Below are 15,031 nucleotides of genomic sequence, written 5' to 3' on the forward strand. Positions count from 1 at the left end.
ATCGAAGGTGAAGCCTTATGTGCGCCGCGACGACACACCGAGGTGATGCTTCCCGGGGCGAGCGAGTACGGTATCGACCTGTCGATCGACGACGCGGCCGTCGAGCGGCTGCTGGACGTCGGGCCGGCCGACGTCGCCGGGCCGTCGGAGCTGACGTTCGCGCGGAACGTCTTCGTCCCCCTGACGACGGCCTGCCGCTACACCTGTACCTACTGTACGTACTTCGATCCACCGGGACAGGCCTCGTTGCTCTCGCTCGAGGAGGTCCGGGAGATCTGCCGGCGCGGGGCCGACGCGGGCTGTACGGAGGCCCTCTTTACCTTCGGCGACGATCCGGACGATCGCTACACGGCGATCCACGACCAGCTGGCGGAGTGGGGCCACGACTCGATCCACACCTACCTCCGCGAGGCCTGCGAGGTCGCTCTCGAGGAGGGGCTCCTGCCACACGCCAACCCGGGCGACCAGACTCGCGAGCAGATGGCCGAAGTCGCGGACGTCAACGCCAGCATGGGCGTCATGCTCGAGTCGACCGCCGCGGTCGACGCCCACGCCGGTCCACGAAAGAAGGAGCCGGCCCAGCGCCTGCGGACGATCCGGACCGCCGGCGAACTCGACGTCGCGTTCACCACGGGCATCCTCGTCGGCATCGGGGAGACGTGGCGCGATCGGGCCGAGAGCCTGCTTGCGATCGCCGAGATGCACGACCGGTACGATCACGTCCAGGAGGTGATCGTCCAGCCGGTGGTGGAGAACGAGCGCTGGTCCGACGGGTCGCCCGACCTCGAAACCATGCGCCGCGTGACGGCGATGGCCCGCGCCGCCTTGCCGGAGGAAATCTCCGTACAGGTTCCGCCGAACCTCGCGCCCGCCCGGGACCTGATCGACTGCGGCGTCGACGACCTCGGCGGCGTCTCGCCGATCACCGACGATCACATCAATCCCGACTACGCGTGGCCCGCCCTGCGGGAACTCGAGGAGATCGCCGAGACGGCGGGGCTTCCCCTGCACGAGCGCCTACCCGTCTACGAGCGGTTCCTGCCCGCCGACCTGCGACCGGCGGACTTCGACGGGGTGCCCGCGGAAAGGGCGGACGACGGCGACCGGGAGTGGATCTCCCCGACGATCCGATCGGCCCTCGTGGCCGACGACGCGGCCGGGGACCGTTACCGGAGCGTGCTCTAGGACGGCACTCCCGGCTGACGATTGTAACAGCCGTTTTTCCGCACATCACGGCCGTTTTTTCGCACGTCACAGCCCGCTTCTCCGTTCCGTTGCGCCCGTTCTTCGCCCCGCATCCGACGACTTATTGTGGGCTGACCACTACCTCCTGGTATGGTGTGTCACAACGTGCCAATTCAGTCCGTTCCCCGGATCTGCGGGGGTGAGCCGGCGTGAGCGACGACCGACCGCCGGCGGAGGACGACTCCTCTGCGGACGGGACACCCGACGACGGCGACGATCGAACCGGCGCGGGTGGATTCCGCTTCGAGGCCGGACTCCGATCGCTCACGGACCTCCTCGATGCCCTCGTCGACGTGACGGTCACCGACGCCCTGCCGCCCCCGGCCGAACGGGCCGATCGATCGACTGACCCACGAGGGCGGTCGGGCGACGACCCCGGCCGAGCGTCCGATGGCGATCGATCGAACGGGTTTCACACGACGGGGCGGCGTCCGACACCCGCCGCCGAGCACCTCGTCGACAGCCGGCGCGCCGACGGCGAGTTCGTCGTCACCGCCGACGTTCCCGGCGCGAGCAGGGACGACCTCTCGGTTAGGATCGATCCGCGGACCAGCGAGCTGGTGATCACCGTCTCGGGGACCGTCCTCGAACGGGTCGCGACGCCGTGGCGATCGGTCGAGGCGACCAGGGTCCGGTTCAACAACGGCGTGCTCGAGGTCAGGCTTCGGTCGGCCGACTCCTGATACGGTCCATTGTGATTCGTTACCGGTGATCACTGTCCCGGTCGGACGATCTCCGATAAAACGTTACAACGATCCGCACGAGACGGATTGCTGTACCGACGCCCCGGCGCAACCGCCGACGGGTCGCTGTTGCGCCGAAACTGACGGACAGCAGTCCGTATGATCCCGACTCGATCGCCGGGCTATCGTGACGCGGTGATCCCGAACCGATCGTCGTCGGTCCGTTCGAGGGCCGCTTCCTCGCGGAGGTTTACGACCCGTCCCGTCGGATTCGACTCGACCACGGCGCTGGCGTCGGTCGACTCGAGGGTGCCGAGCAATTGCGCTTTCGGCGGCTTCTGTGCGGCGGCGCAGTCGTAGATCGTGAGCAGTCCGCGGTCGCTCGCCTCGCGCTCGTAGACGACGACCTGGGCGTGGTTCGGCAGGTGCCACCGATCGTCGTCGATCGGGACGAGATGATTCATACCGGGGGAACGGTCGGGGTCGGGAAAAAGCTGATCCGGCCTCATACGGTTTACTGTAAGTCAGTTCCGGCGCAACCGCCGCCCGGATCGCGGTTGCGCCGGTACATCGGTACAGCAATCCGTATCAGTCGTCGGCCGGCATCGGCCGCTCCTCGTCCGTCAGCAGCGGCGTCCCGTCCGCTTTCGGCCCGAGGCGCGGCCCGAACGGCGGCTCGTCGGGGTCGACGACGCGCCGTTCGTCGTAGCCGGTCGATCGCTCGACGGGCACGCGACCGATCGAGGCGATCATCTCGACGTAGTCCGCGAACGACCGGTACTCGCCGTACTCGCCGCCGGCGCGTTTGGTGATCTCCTCGGAAAGGATCGTTCCCATGAAGTCGTCCGCACCGCAGTTGAGCATCTTCAGTCCGCCCTCGTCGCCGTACTTGACCCACGACGACTGGATGTGATCGACGTTGTCGAGGAACAGCCGCGAGACGGCGATCATGAGTTCGTCCTCGGCCTGCGAGGCCCCACCCGACACCACGTCGTGTTCGAACAGCGGCGTGTTCTGGTGGACGAACGAGAGCGGGACGAACTCCGTGATCGCGCCGTCGACGCGCTCTTGCAGGTCACGGACGCGTTTCAGGTGGAGGGCGCGATGGGCCTCGTTCTCCACGTGGCCGTACATGATCGTCGCCGTCAGCCCGAGACCGACGTTCGCGGCGGCCTCCATCGCGTCCAGCCAGTCGTCGGTGCCGATCTTGCCGGGGCAGATGACGTCGCGAACTTCGTCGACGAGGATTTCGGCGGCGGTACCGGGAACGGTGTCGAGACCCGCTTCCTTGAGTCGGCCGTACACCTCCTCGTAGGACCAGTCGGTGCCGCGGCGGGCGTGGTACCCCTCTTCGGGCGTCATCGAGTGAACGTGGACGCCGTCGACGCTCATCGCCGCCATCTGGTCGACGTATGTTCCGGGACTCGTCTCGTAGACGTTCGGCGATTTGTAGTTGACTTCCTTCGGCTCCGGGTGAGCCTCCAGGATCTCCCGGTGCTCCTCGTCCAGCGCGAACGCGGGGTGGAGGCCGGAGACCGAGGTGACCTCGTAGATCCCGCGATCGACGGCGTCGGCCACGATCGCGCGGGACTCGCTCGGCGTCTTCGTGAAGCCGGCGGTCTCGACCGTCGCGTCCCGCTCGAAGGTGTGGGCGGCGTCCTTGAAGTTGCAGAACAGACAGCCCACGTTACAGGCCGTCGTGACGTTGTTGTTCAGGTTCGCGACGAAGGTGACCTCCTCGCCGACCACGTCGGCCCGGCGGCGATCGGCCGCCTCGAGCACCCGCTCTTTGCGATCGCGGCGGATGCCCTCGACGTCCGTTCCCGTGGTGAGTAACTCGATCGCGTCGTCGACCGTGAGTCGGTCGCCGGCGCGGGCTTTCGCGAGTGCGTTCTCGAACGACTGATCGGTCTCGGGAACGTAGTCGAACGTGAGGTCGGCGTCGGTCACCGGTCGCTCCATCGTCGTACCGATGCCGGTACAGTGAGAAAAACGTGGTGGTCCCGGTGGTACGGCAGTCCCTCCGACGAGCGGTTCCGGATCGCGATCGATGCGGTCGTTCTCCGCGCGTCGGCGGCGACAGTTCGCCACGACGATACTGAAACCTTCTTACCGTCCGCCCACAGCAACTGGTGTATGAACTGCGGCCCGCGTGCCCGGGGGTGTCTTGGATGACTACACTCACAGCGATGCTGTTCGAACGTCACAAAACCCACAGGGGGTGGATTTTGTGACGAGTGTCAAAGAGTTCCGGATCGAGGCGGAAGCGACGGCCGACAGCCTCGGTCGCGGCTCGTTCGTCTTCACCGACGACTACTCCGTCTTCGACTGGGGCAAGATGCCCGATCGGATCCCCCAGAAGGGGGCCAGCCTCTGTTCGATGGGCGCGTTCAACTTCGAACTGCTCGAGTCCGAGGGCGTCCCGACCCACTACCGCGGTGTTGTCGAGAACGGCGAGGTCGTCCCGCTCGCAGAGACCGAGAACCCGCCCCGGGAGATGGCGATCGACCTCACGCAGGTCCCCGACCTGCCACACGAGGGCCGGGAATACGATTACGAGGCCTACCACGCCGACGCGGGGGAGAACTATCTCGTCCCGCTCGAGATCGTCTTCCGCAACCGCGTCCCCGTCGGGTCGAGCCTGCGCCGGCGGACCGACCCCGCCGATCACGGCCTCGACCTCGCGGCGTGGCCCGACGAGGCCGTCGACCTCGACGAGCCGATCGTCGAGTTCTCCACGAAGTACGAGGAGAGCGATCGCTACCTCGATCGCGAGGAGGCAGATTACATCGCCGGCAACGCCGCTATCGGCGACCTCGAGTCGATCGCGCGGGAGGTAAACCGGATCGTCACCGAGCAGGCCGACGCGGCCGGGCTGGTCCACGAGGACGGCAAGATCGAGTGTCTCTACTACGACGGCGAGATTCGCGTCGGCGACGTCGTCGGCACGTTCGACGAGAACCGCTTCAGCTACGAGGGAACCCAGCTCTCGAAGGAAGTGATCCGCCAGTACCACAAGCGCACCCAGCCGGAGTGGGTCGAGGCGGTCTCCGAGGCGAAAGCGGAGGCGAAGCGGTCGGACGTCGCCGACTGGAAGGGACTGTGTGACATCGATCCCGAACCGCTCGACGAATCCGTGATCGAGACGGCACGAGACATGTACTGTGCCGGTGCCAACGCGTACATGGATCGCGACCTGTTCGACGCGCCGCCGCTCTCGAGCGCGATCGGGGCCGTCCGGCGTCTCTGAACCCCCGCTCGCGATCGATCGCCGTCGGTTCTCGCCCGCGCGAATCCGCTCTATCTGTGAGTCATGATACCACGTTTTCCCCGCTAACGGCGTCGGTTCCCCGCGATACCCGGCGCACAAAGTAACCCTCATATGGCGGGAGTCCCGACTGACTGGCGAGCACAAATGACGGCTCCCATCGGTGGACTCGCAGCCAGTATCGTCCCGTCCAGTCCGACCGGCGCGATCGCGATCGTCGCCAGCGTCATGCTGACCATCACCGTTGCGGTGTTCGCGTTCCTCGCGATCGCACCCCTCCTCTCGGAGACGTGGACGGAGCAACTGAACGCCACCCCGAACGGCGGCCCGTCGATCGAGCAGACGACCAACGAAGCCGACTAGAAATCGCCGCTCGACGCGACTCGGTTTTCCGTCGCTGTGAATCGAGACGTCCCGTTTCGTCCAGCGACGAGCCCGTCGACTGATCCGATCGTCGTATCGACGCGTCGGACGGCGGTTCGAGCCGTGCACGCGACGGTTCGGCCGGATCGTGCCACCCCCAGAGGTATGGCGTTCGCAGTGGTACGACGCCCGAGTTGATCCCATGACCGACAACCACCCAGAACGTACCCGCGAGCTCGGGGTCGAATTCGGCGACCTTTACTCGAAACTCCGCGAGCACGGCTATCCGATCACGACCGAGGAACTCGTCGACGTCTACGGCGAGGACGCGATTCAACTCCCGTGGGGGTCGACCCTGATCAAAGAGGTGCTCGATCCGATCGCCACCGAGACGTACGAGTCCCCCGCGGAGGCCCGCGAGGCGATCTTCAATATGGTCGATAGCAGGGCGATCGGCCGAAAGTACTACTCCGATCGGACCCCGCCGGCCCTCGGTGAACGCCGACAGGACGAGCAACTGTCGTTTTGACGAGACGACGCTCGCCTGCGTCACAGGGGGCGCCGCTCGTCGTCGTGGTCTATAGATCGTACTGCTCGCGCACCAGGTGGGCCATCCCGCGCTCCTCGAGAACGTCCATCGGGGCGAGCATGTCCAGTTGGACGACGCCAGGGAGTCGACCGATCTGGACGCCGCCGGTGAACGTACACCGCGATCGGACCTCGCCCTCGCTCATGTCAAGCAGGTTCCCGGCGCGATCGAAGGCGTTCTCGGTGGCGTCGTTGATCGTCGCGCCCGAGCCGATGACCTGGATCGGCCCCATGTCGTCTTCCACGTCCACGCCGTGCTTGTCGGCGAGTTCGCGGCCCGCCTCGAGTTCGTCCTCACTGTAGGGTCGGCTGATGAACGGCAGATCCTCCTCGTTCGGCAGGAGGATCGGGCCGTCGATCTCGAAGTCCTTGATGACCTCGACGTCCATCCGCACGGTGCCGCTGACGTCGGTCGTGTGCAAGGAGAGTTCGCCGTCGCCCTGGTTGGCGTGGAGGTCGCCGACGTAGACGCCGCCGCCGTCGACCTTGACCGGACAGATGAGCGTTGCACCAGCCCGGACCTCGGGGACGTCCATGTGGCCGTCGGTGCGCTCCTCGAGTTCCGCCTCGTTCTCCAGGCCCCAGTCGTGCTCGGCGCCGACGAGGAACTGGCCGAAGTCGCCCGCGTTGTGCGAGTCCGGGAGTTCGACCGGCGGCGTCGTCCCGACGTTCCCGATGAACGGACGCAGGCGACCGAGCGTGCCGGGCATCTCCGAGGGCTCGTACAGCAAGATCGGGTGCTGGCGGGCGTTCTCGGGGATGTCCATCACGTCCTCCGCGTCTTCCGCGAGTTCGTGGGCGCCCTCCCGATCCATCGTGAGGCCGACGGTGTGGTCGTCGTCGAACGCGACGGTGTAGCCGTACTCGAAGCCGAACGCGGAGGCGTTCGCGTCACACTCCGCACAGCGGATGGCGTCCTCGCCGGTGCCTTCGACGACGGAGTCGGGCCACTCCGTCCCGCACTCGGGACAGCGGTGGTCGACGAACGGATCGTCGCCGAACGCGCCCTCGCGCTCGCGCATCGACCCCGTGCTCGTCGCGAGACTCGTCACGTCGACCTCCCGAATCCGCAAGGCGATCGCGTCGCCGACCTCGGCGTTCTCGACCCGGATCGGCCGCGTTACCTCGTGACCGCCGCGGAACTCCGGCGTGATCATCGGCCCCCAGCAGGCCGGCGGCGTGTACGTCTCGATCGTGCCGCCGTCGGCGACGGTCCCCGCCCACTCCTGGTCGGGACCGACGAGGCCGAGCGTGTACCGGTCGACGGACAGTTCTTGCTGAATCTCTCGTTGTGCCATACCATACCAGACTACGGCGGCCCCGTCGATAAACCCTGCAGTACACACGTCACAGCCCGTCACGGTCAGGATTCGTGATGTGACACGGGGGCGATCGGCTCGCGGGACTGCAGCCGGTCGGGGGTCACGATCGAACCGCCAGGTCTCGATCGCGACTATCTGCCGACCGGGACGAGCGTCCCGAATAGTGCGGGTGTCGGCGCGGCCGAAGCCCCCACAACAGGTCCGTTGAAGTGAACGGCGTCCGTCCCGTCACCCATGATCGATTCGGTGGACGAGGACGAACCCGACTGTCAGTACTGCGGTCTGACCGTCGCATCGACGGACGAGCGACGAGTCGTGACCACGATCGAGGAGGGGACGGCGATCCACACCCACTTCTGTAGCGACGACTGTCTGGCGGCCTGGAAGTCCTGACCGATCTCGCGGTCCGGCCCCGTGTCCGAAAAGGGTGATCCGACGGGATTCTGCTTCGGTGCGGTTACTGGGACCGGTCCTCGGCGACTGCCGTCCCGATTCCGTCGACCGGCCGATCGGGCGTGACGTCCGCCAGTTCCTCGGGCAGGCCGAGCTGGTAGCGATCGCCGTTTTCGCGCACGCTCGTGCGGCCGCGGTGGACGGAGACGTCGCCGTTCAGGTGAAGCCGGACGGCCTCCAGCAGGGCGCTTGCCTCCAGTGGCTGGCCGCGGCGTTTCATGTCGTCGAGGTCGGCGTCGTCGGGGACGTCGAACGCGCGCTGCGTGATGATCGGTCCCTGGTCCAGGTCGGTCGTCACGTAGTGGGCGGTGACGCCGGCGACGCGGACGCCCTCGTCCAGGGCCTGGCGGTAGGCCTCGGCACCGGGGAACGCCGGCAGGAGCGAGGGATGGACGTTGATGATCCGGTCCTCGTACCGGAAGACGACGTTGGGCGAGAGAATGCGCATGTAGCGCGCGAGGACGATCAGGTCGACGTCGTACTCGCCGAGGAGTTCGAGCAGTTGCTCCTCGTTCTGCTGGCCGCCATCGTCGCCGATGTCGTGAAACGGCACGTCGTAGTGTTCGGCGAGCGGCTGGAGGTCGTCGTGGTTGCCGATGACGACGCCGATGTCGGCCCCGAGTTCGTCGTTGGCCCACGCCTCGAACAGCGCCTCGAGACAGTGGCTCTCCTTCGTGACGAGGACGGCGATCCGCTGGTGGTCCCGATCGGCCGGGAACCGGACCTGGACGTCGAGTCCGAGGTCGTCGCCGAGGTCGTGGAGGTCCGCGCGCAGCGTCTCCTCGGTACAGACCATCTCCGAGGTGTCCACGGCGAGGTACATCCGGAAGACGCCGTCGCGAACCGCCTGGTCCAAGTCCTCGATGTTGATCCCGCGCTCGAACAGGAGGCTCGTGACGCGAGCGATCAATCCGGTGTCGTCGTCTCCGATAACCGTGATTTCGGTCAGGTCAGTCGTCATCCTGCCACCTCCGCTCGAGCGAATGTCGATCCATCAGTACGGATCCAGTCCACGGGCGGCTAAAAGTCCTGCTTTCCGTGGGCACGTGTGAGAACGGTGGCCACCGTTCCGCGGTCGCTCCCCGATCGGCCGAACCGCGTCTGACGCGTCCACGACGATCGGTGTCTGACAAACGGGTGACCGGGACCCCTCCCACGTCCCCCGATCGAATTGCATTCGTCGTACAAATGCGTGCAAAATGTCTGACAGGGTTTTATGCCTTCGACTGTGGTGGACAGTTCTGTCACGACGCGTGACGATCTTCGCACGGTGAATACAATGACTGCAACACGATCGAACCACGGCGGAGCTGGGATCGACCCCGAGACGGAGACGGCGGTCGTCTCCCACGACTGGGAGACCGACACCTCACTATCTACTACCATCGTCTCGACCGTTGCGAGCCTCTCGGGGCGGGACCCGGCGGAACTCGACCGGCTCTACGATCGGATCGACCCGGACAGCCTCGAGACGCTCTTCGAACCCGCGAACGGGTCCACCAGCCGGAACGGCGGTCGGGTTTCGTTCCGGTTCGACGCGTATTCGATAACGGTCCACGCGAGCGGGACCGTCGTCGTCACGCGGGCGGGATGAGTGGGCCGCACGGCCGTCGACGGATCGGCCGCCCGGCGTCGACGGAGCGTCGCGCGAGGGGGAGCGGGGATCGACCGGTCACTCGGTCGATCGTTCGAGTTCGCGATCGTCCTGCGCCGACTCGTCAGGGACGGTCTCGAGGTGTCGCTCGACGTCGGCGAGCGTCTCCGTCGAGAGGAGCGTCTCGAGTTTTCGTTCGAACTCGTCGTCGGAGAGTTCGCCGTCGGCGTACCGCGTTCGCAATCGCTCGAGGGCGTCGGCCGTCCGATCGCGATCGGCAGCCGGGTCCTCGGGATCGGCCTCGAATTCGTCGTCGGTGACCCCCGAGACGAGTTCGCGAAGGACGTCGCCGCCGAAGACGAACGCGACGATCGCTACGATGACCGCGAGCCCCGAGTCGATGAGTGCGAGCGCGACGAACGCGGCGAGGAGCGCGACGATGACGACGACTGTCGGCACCGACAGGCGTCCGGACGATCGGGTGCTGGCCATGCAGTAGTGTTCGCCGACCAACACAAAAACACCTGTCATCGGCGGCGGGTACAACGGGACAGATTCCGTGCGACGGCTGCTCGGGGATCGCTCTCTCTGACAGAAGACTGCACGGACTGGTCCCACCGGCGACGCGAACCCGGCTCGTTTTGTGGACGTGGGCGATATTGGGTGCTATGAGCAAGATAAGTCCGGCCGAACTCGACAGTCGACTCGAGGGCGACGATCGGGTGTTCGTCCTCGACATTCGACCGCGGGAGACGTACCAGCGGTCACACATCGACGGGAGTCGAAACGTTCCCGTCTACCACGCGCTCCGGGGCGGAGACGACTCCGAGTTGCGCGATTCGCTCTCGCGGATTCCGGACGACGGGACCGTCGTCACGGTCTGCAAAGCGGGACTCGTCGCCCGGAAGGCGACCGCCGTCCTCGAGGAGGAGGGGTACGACGCCGCGACCCTCGCGGGCGGGATGCGCCGCTGGAAGGGCTACCGAAACGGGTCGCTCGGCTACCGACTCGGTGCCGCGGTCCGTCGGCTGCTCCCGTGATCGCGCCGCGCCGATCGACTATCCACGAACGTGCATTACACAGGAAAGTCGAAAGCGTTTTTGAGCACGGATACGGGATTCAAGGTAATGACCGCCTACACCGCGACGGTGACGGTTCGACTCAAACACGGCGTCCTGGATCCCGAGGCCGAGACCACGAAGCAGGCCCTGGAGCGTCTCGGCTTCGAACTCGAGGCGCTCCGATCGGCCGACCGGTTCGAGGTCGACCTCGACGCGGACTCCGCGGAGGCCGCCCACGAGCGCGCGAGCGAGATGGCAGAACGGCTGCTCGCGAACCCGACCATCCACGACTACGACGTGGAGGTCGACGAACGGTAGATGACGGTCGCATACACCGTGATCGAAACCGTCGGTCGACACACCAAGGGGTGTCGACTGTGACGGTTTCGATCATCAGATTCGGCGGCTCGAACTGCGATCGCGACGCCGAGCGCGCGCTCGACCACCTCGGGATCGACGCCGAAATCGTCTGGCACGAGGACGGTCTGCCCGAGGACACTACGGGGATCCTGCTTCCCGGGGGGTTCTCCTACGGTGACTACCTCCGTGCGGGTGCGATGGCCGCCCGATCGCCGATCATGGCCACGGTCCGCGAGGCCGCCGCCGACGGCGTCCCCGTCCTCGGGGTCTGCAACGGGGCCCAGATCGGCTGCGAGGCGGGGCTGACGGAGGGCGCGTTCACCACCAACGAGAGCGCTCGTTTCCAGTGTGAACACGTCTATCTCAGGGCCGAGCGCACGGATACGCCGTGGACCGAGGCCTACGAGGAGGGTGAGGTCATCGAGGTGCCGATCGCCCACGGCGAAGGCCGGTACGAGATCGGAGACGATCGGCTGGCCGAACTCGAGGACGAGGACCGGGTCCTCTTCCGGTACTGCGACGAGACCGGCGAGACCGGCCCGGACGCGAACCCGAACGGCTCGAAACACGACGTCGCGGGCGTCCTCGGCGAGACCGACTCCGTCGCGGTCCTGATGCCCCATCCCGAGCGCGCGACGCTCCCGGACGTCGGACCCACGGACGGACAGGGCGTCCTCCGTGGCTTCGAGTCGCCCTGACGGCCGGCCATCACGTTTATCCTCCCCCTCCGTCGATTCCCTCCAACGACTGCCGAACCACGACTCACCGACTGAAACGAGTCGAACAGTTAGGACCCTATAGTTCGTTGGTCCCGGTACTCGAACGACTCGACAACTTCCCATGGCCCACGGAACACGTATCGTGTACGTCGATCCCGGTGCGACGGGCGAGGTCAGCACGGCCGCGAGCACCGCCGCGTTCACGGTCGAGGTCGTCGCGTCCGTAGCCGCCTGCCTGGAGCGACTCCCGAGTGCCGACTGCGTGGTGACGTCGGATCGACTCCCCGACGCGAGTCCCGCCGACCTCTGTCGGCAGGTCCGCGACCGTCGGGCGGACCTGCCGATCGTCGTCTTCCCGGTCGACGGGAGCGAAGCGCTCGCCGGCGAGGTGATCGCCGCCGGAGCCGACGGCTACGTCCCGCGATCGCAGGGGGTCGAGACCCTCGTCTCACGGCTCGACGAACTCGTCGAGCACGACCGCCACGACGACCGGGCTGCCGCCCACGTCGGGTCGTCGGCCGATCCCTCCGATCGGCTCGCGTTGCTCGTCGAGCAGTCGCCGCTCGCGATCGTCGAGTGGACGCTCGATCGGACCGTGGGAAGCTGGAACCCGGCCGCGGCGGACCTGTTCGGATACTCGGCTTCCGAGGCCGTCGGGAAACAGGCGATGGAACTGCTCGTTCCCGAAGAGCATCACGACACGATCGACCAGTACTGGGCCGACCTCGTCGACGAGGACGTCGCGGGATCGGTCAGTCGGCGCGTCGTCCAGAACGTCCGCAAGGACGGGTCGACGATCACCTGCGAGTGGTTCAGTACGCCCCTGGTCGACGACGGCGAGGTCGTCAGCGTCCTCTCGTTCGCCCAGGACGTTACCAGGGACATCAAGCGGGCGAACGCGCTGGAGGCGCTCCAGGAGACGACGAACGAACTGATGCGCGCCGAATCGGTCGCGGAGATCGGCGAGATCGTCATGGACGCGACCGAACACGTGATCGATCAGTCACTCGCCGGCATCAGGTTCTACGACGACGAGACCGGGACGCTCAGTATCGCCGCGACGACGTCCCGGCTCGAGGTCCACAGCGGCGACCTCTCGACGGTCGGTCCGGACGATGGCCTCCTCTGGAGCGTCTACCAGGACGGGGAGCCGACCGTGATCGACGACGCGTCCGCGGACATGGTTCCGTACGACCTCGATCGCACCGTCGGGAACGCGATCCTGCATCCGCTCGGGGAACACGGCCTCCTGACGGTCGCATCCTCCGGGAGGGACGACCTCGACGTCGTCGACATCCACCTCGTTCACGTCCTCGCGGCGACCGCCGAAGCGGCGCTCGATCGGGCCGTCCGCGAACGGGAACTCGAACGGACGAAGACGGTCGTCGAGACCGTCGGCGACAGCGTCTACGCGCTGGATCGGAAGGGTCGTTTCGTCACCGTCAACGACACGCTAACCGAGTTGACGGGCTACGATCGCGAGGAACTGCTCGGGGAACACGTGTCGACGGTCCTCACCGCCGAAAGCGTCGAGCGCGGCCAGAAACGCGTCCGGGCGCTGCTCTCGGCTGCCGACCATCGGGTCGCGACCTACGAGGTGACCGCCGAAGCCGCCGACGGCGAGCGGATCGCCGGCGAGGTCAACATGACGCTCCTGTGGTCCGATGGCGAACTCGAGGGGACCGTCGGCATCTTCCGGGATATCAGCGATCGCAAGCGCATGCAGCGCGAACTCGTCGATCGCAAGGCGAAAATCGAGAGTCTCCACGAGATCGCGTCCAGGCTCGACGACTGCGAGACTCGGGAGGCGGTGTTCGAGTTGACCGTCGACGCCGCCGAGCGGGTGTTGAACTTCGACGTCTGCGTGGCCGACGAGATCGACGGGGAGTACCTCGCGAAGAAGGCGATCTCCTCGAATCTCGACGACGCCGACTACGTCGAGCGGATCCACGTCGAGGAGGGGATCGCCGGCAAGACGTATCGGAACCGGCGAACCTACCGGATCGGGGACGTGGCCGACGCCGAGGACGCGGCCGGCGAGGCCGACAAATACCAGTCCCTGCTCAGTGTGCCGATCGGCGACCACGGCGTCTTCCAGGCCGTCGCGACGGACCGGAACGCGTTCGACGCCGACGACCAGGAACTCGCGGAACTGTTGCTCTCGCACGTCAGCGATACGCTAGATCGACTGGCGTTCGAGTCCGAACTCAAGGCGGAGCGCGATCGGTTCGTCGCGCTGTTCGAGAACGTCCCGGACGCCGTCGTCAGCGTTCGCGAACTCGGCTCCGGCCCCACGGTCGAGGAGGTCAACCCGGCGTTCGAGCGCCTCTTCGGGTACGACGCGGAGACCGTCGTCGGCGAACCCCTCGATCGGTTCATCGTCCCGGCCGATCGGGCGGCCGACGCCGATCGACTCAACGCCAAAGGGGGCCGCGGCGAACCCGTCGAAGCGGAGGTCAAACGCCGGACGGCCGACGGGTTGCGGGACTTCATGCTCCGGGTCGTCCCGATGCAGATGGACGAGCGGTCCGAGCGGGCGTTCGGGCTCTACACGGACATCACCGAACAGAAGCAACGCCAGCAACGGGTCGAGATCCTGAACCGCGTACTGCGTCACGACCTGCGAAACGGGATGAACATCATCACCGGCTGTGCGCAGATGCTGGCCGAGGCAGTCGAGGGCGACGACGTCGAGTACGCCCAGACCATCCAGGAACGGGCGAGCGAACTCATCAGCCTCGCAGAGAAGACCAGGGCCGTCGAGCGGACGCTCGAACGGGGCGAGGCGGCCACGGGGCCGGTCAACATCGCCGAGGCCGTCCAGCAGGCCGCGTCGCGTCTCGAATCGACGTATCCCGAGGTCGAGGTTACCTGTTCGGTCACCGACGACATCTACGCCCGGACGGACGAGTACTTCCAGACCGCGGTCTTCCAGGTGTTAGAGAACGCGATCGAACACAACGACGAGCCGACACCGACCGTCGACGTCGAACTGCGTAACTGCCAGGAGGACGGTATGGTGACGCTCTCGATCGCCGACAACGGCCCCGGCATGCCGGCCGAGGAACGGGCCCTGCTCCAGGAAGACGAGGAGATCACCCAGTTGCGCCACGCAAGCGGACTCGGTCTCTGGCTCGTCAACTGGGTCGTCACCCGGTCGGGCGGGCAACTGCGGTTCGACGAGAACGACCCCCGCGGGACGATCGTCACGCTCGAGATCCCGCGCGCCGACGTCGAGTCCGCCCGATCGGGGGCCGACGGGACGGTGACCGGTGACTGATGGTCGATCGAGCCGATCCTGACGGCGGGATGACACCGTCGTTCGGAGTCGACGTCCGATCGACGTGGCGGACTGCTTTCGGAACGCTTGTGACC

16 protein-coding genes are annotated in these 15,031 nt (G+C 66.6%); 11 read left to right on the forward strand and 5 right to left on the reverse strand.

Features of this window, described 5'->3' with window-relative positions; translation table 11 throughout:
- Window positions 1-45: 45 nt before the first annotated feature.
- Window positions 46-1,185, forward strand: a complete 1,140-nt coding sequence (gene cofG / locus MUN73_RS18775) for a 7,8-didemethyl-8-hydroxy-5-deazariboflavin synthase subunit CofG (RefSeq protein WP_250142044.1) — start codon at window positions 46-48, stop codon at window positions 1,183-1,185.
- 209 nt (window positions 1,186-1,394) lie between these two features.
- Window positions 1,395-1,928 carry an Hsp20/alpha crystallin family protein gene (locus MUN73_RS18780; protein WP_250142045.1) on the forward strand — a complete coding sequence of 178 codons (534 nt, stop codon included), beginning with the start codon at window positions 1,395-1,397 and terminating at the stop codon, window positions 1,926-1,928.
- Between the two features lie 182 nt (window positions 1,929-2,110).
- Here the strand turns inward: MUN73_RS18780 and MUN73_RS18785 are convergent, their stop codons facing one another.
- Both MUN73_RS18785 and cofH read right to left on the reverse strand, forming a co-directional pair.
- Window positions 2,111-2,392: a hypothetical protein gene (locus MUN73_RS18785; RefSeq protein ID WP_250142046.1), complete on the reverse strand. Its 282-nt coding sequence runs from the start codon at window positions 2,390-2,392 to the stop codon at window positions 2,111-2,113.
- 124 nt (window positions 2,393-2,516) lie between these two features.
- A complete protein-coding gene (cofH, locus tag MUN73_RS18790; protein ID WP_250142047.1) occupies window positions 2,517-3,890 on the reverse strand; it encodes a 7,8-didemethyl-8-hydroxy-5-deazariboflavin synthase subunit CofH in 1,374 nt (457 codons plus the stop codon).
- Between the two features lie 268 nt (window positions 3,891-4,158).
- On the opposite strand from cofH, the gene MUN73_RS18795 reads away from it, so the two are divergent.
- The 3 genes from MUN73_RS18795 to MUN73_RS18805 all read left to right on the forward strand — a co-directional run bounded on the left by MUN73_RS18795 (window position 4,159) and on the right by MUN73_RS18805 (window position 6,088).
- Window positions 4,159-5,178, forward strand: coding sequence for a phosphoribosylaminoimidazolesuccinocarboxamide synthase (locus MUN73_RS18795; protein WP_250142048.1), 1,020 nt, complete (start codon window positions 4,159-4,161; stop codon window positions 5,176-5,178).
- Window positions 5,179-5,343: 165 nt separating this feature from the next.
- Window positions 5,344-5,559, forward strand: a complete 216-nt coding sequence (locus MUN73_RS18800) for a hypothetical protein (RefSeq protein ID WP_250142049.1) — start codon at window positions 5,344-5,346, stop codon at window positions 5,557-5,559.
- Window positions 5,560-5,761: 202 nt separating this feature from the next.
- On the forward strand, window positions 5,762-6,088 hold the full coding sequence (locus tag MUN73_RS18805) for a DUF5789 family protein (protein ID WP_250142050.1): 327 nt from the start codon (window positions 5,762-5,764) through the stop codon (window positions 6,086-6,088).
- A 49-nt stretch (window positions 6,089-6,137) separates the two neighbouring features.
- Here MUN73_RS18805 and MUN73_RS18810 read toward each other — a convergent pair whose 3' ends face one another.
- Window positions 6,138-7,445: an acetamidase/formamidase family protein gene (locus MUN73_RS18810; protein WP_250142051.1), complete on the reverse strand. Its 1,308-nt coding sequence runs from the start codon at window positions 7,443-7,445 to the stop codon at window positions 6,138-6,140.
- A 258-nt stretch (window positions 7,446-7,703) separates the two neighbouring features.
- Between MUN73_RS18810 and MUN73_RS18815 the strand changes: the two genes are divergently transcribed.
- Window positions 7,704-7,862 carry a DUF7576 family protein gene (locus MUN73_RS18815; RefSeq protein ID WP_250142052.1) on the forward strand — a complete coding sequence of 53 codons (159 nt, stop codon included), beginning with the start codon at window positions 7,704-7,706 and terminating at the stop codon, window positions 7,860-7,862.
- 64 nt (window positions 7,863-7,926) lie between these two features.
- Here the strand turns inward: MUN73_RS18815 and MUN73_RS18820 are convergent, their stop codons facing one another.
- Window positions 7,927-8,883 (reverse strand): formyltetrahydrofolate deformylase, encoded by a 957-nt coding sequence (locus MUN73_RS18820; protein ID WP_250142053.1) that lies wholly within the window; start codon window positions 8,881-8,883, stop codon window positions 7,927-7,929.
- Between the two features lie 318 nt (window positions 8,884-9,201).
- Here MUN73_RS18820 and ddfA point away from each other — a divergent pair, with 318 nt between their 5' ends.
- Window positions 9,202-9,516 carry a DdfA family disk-determining factor gene (gene ddfA, locus MUN73_RS18825; protein ID WP_250142054.1) on the forward strand — a complete coding sequence of 105 codons (315 nt, stop codon included), beginning with the start codon at window positions 9,202-9,204 and terminating at the stop codon, window positions 9,514-9,516.
- Between the two features lie 78 nt (window positions 9,517-9,594).
- Here ddfA and MUN73_RS18830 read toward each other — a convergent pair whose 3' ends face one another.
- Entirely contained in the window at window positions 9,595-10,008 is a 414-nt protein-coding gene (locus MUN73_RS18830; RefSeq protein WP_250142055.1) for an SHOCT domain-containing protein, read from the reverse strand.
- Between the two features lie 176 nt (window positions 10,009-10,184).
- Here MUN73_RS18830 and MUN73_RS18835 point away from each other — a divergent pair, with 176 nt between their 5' ends.
- From MUN73_RS18835 to MUN73_RS18850, 4 genes are all read left to right on the forward strand, one after another.
- A complete protein-coding gene (locus MUN73_RS18835; RefSeq protein WP_250142056.1) occupies window positions 10,185-10,556 on the forward strand; it encodes a rhodanese-like domain-containing protein in 372 nt (123 codons plus the stop codon).
- 87 nt (window positions 10,557-10,643) lie between these two features.
- A complete protein-coding gene (purS, locus tag MUN73_RS18840) occupies window positions 10,644-10,895 on the forward strand; it encodes a phosphoribosylformylglycinamidine synthase subunit PurS (protein WP_250142057.1) in 252 nt (83 codons plus the stop codon).
- Between the two features lie 59 nt (window positions 10,896-10,954).
- Window positions 10,955-11,635, forward strand: a complete 681-nt coding sequence (gene purQ, locus MUN73_RS18845) for a phosphoribosylformylglycinamidine synthase I (protein ID WP_250142058.1) — start codon at window positions 10,955-10,957, stop codon at window positions 11,633-11,635.
- A 142-nt stretch (window positions 11,636-11,777) separates the two neighbouring features.
- Complete coding sequence (locus MUN73_RS18850; protein WP_250142059.1) at window positions 11,778-14,936, forward strand: PAS domain S-box protein; 3,159 nt, start codon at window positions 11,778-11,780, stop codon at window positions 14,934-14,936.
- Window positions 14,937-15,031: the final 95 nt, after the last annotated feature.

It is taken from the genome of Halosolutus amylolyticus, from assembly GCF_023566055.1.
Lineage (GTDB): Archaea > Halobacteriota > Halobacteria > Halobacteriales > Natrialbaceae > Halosolutus > Halosolutus amylolyticus.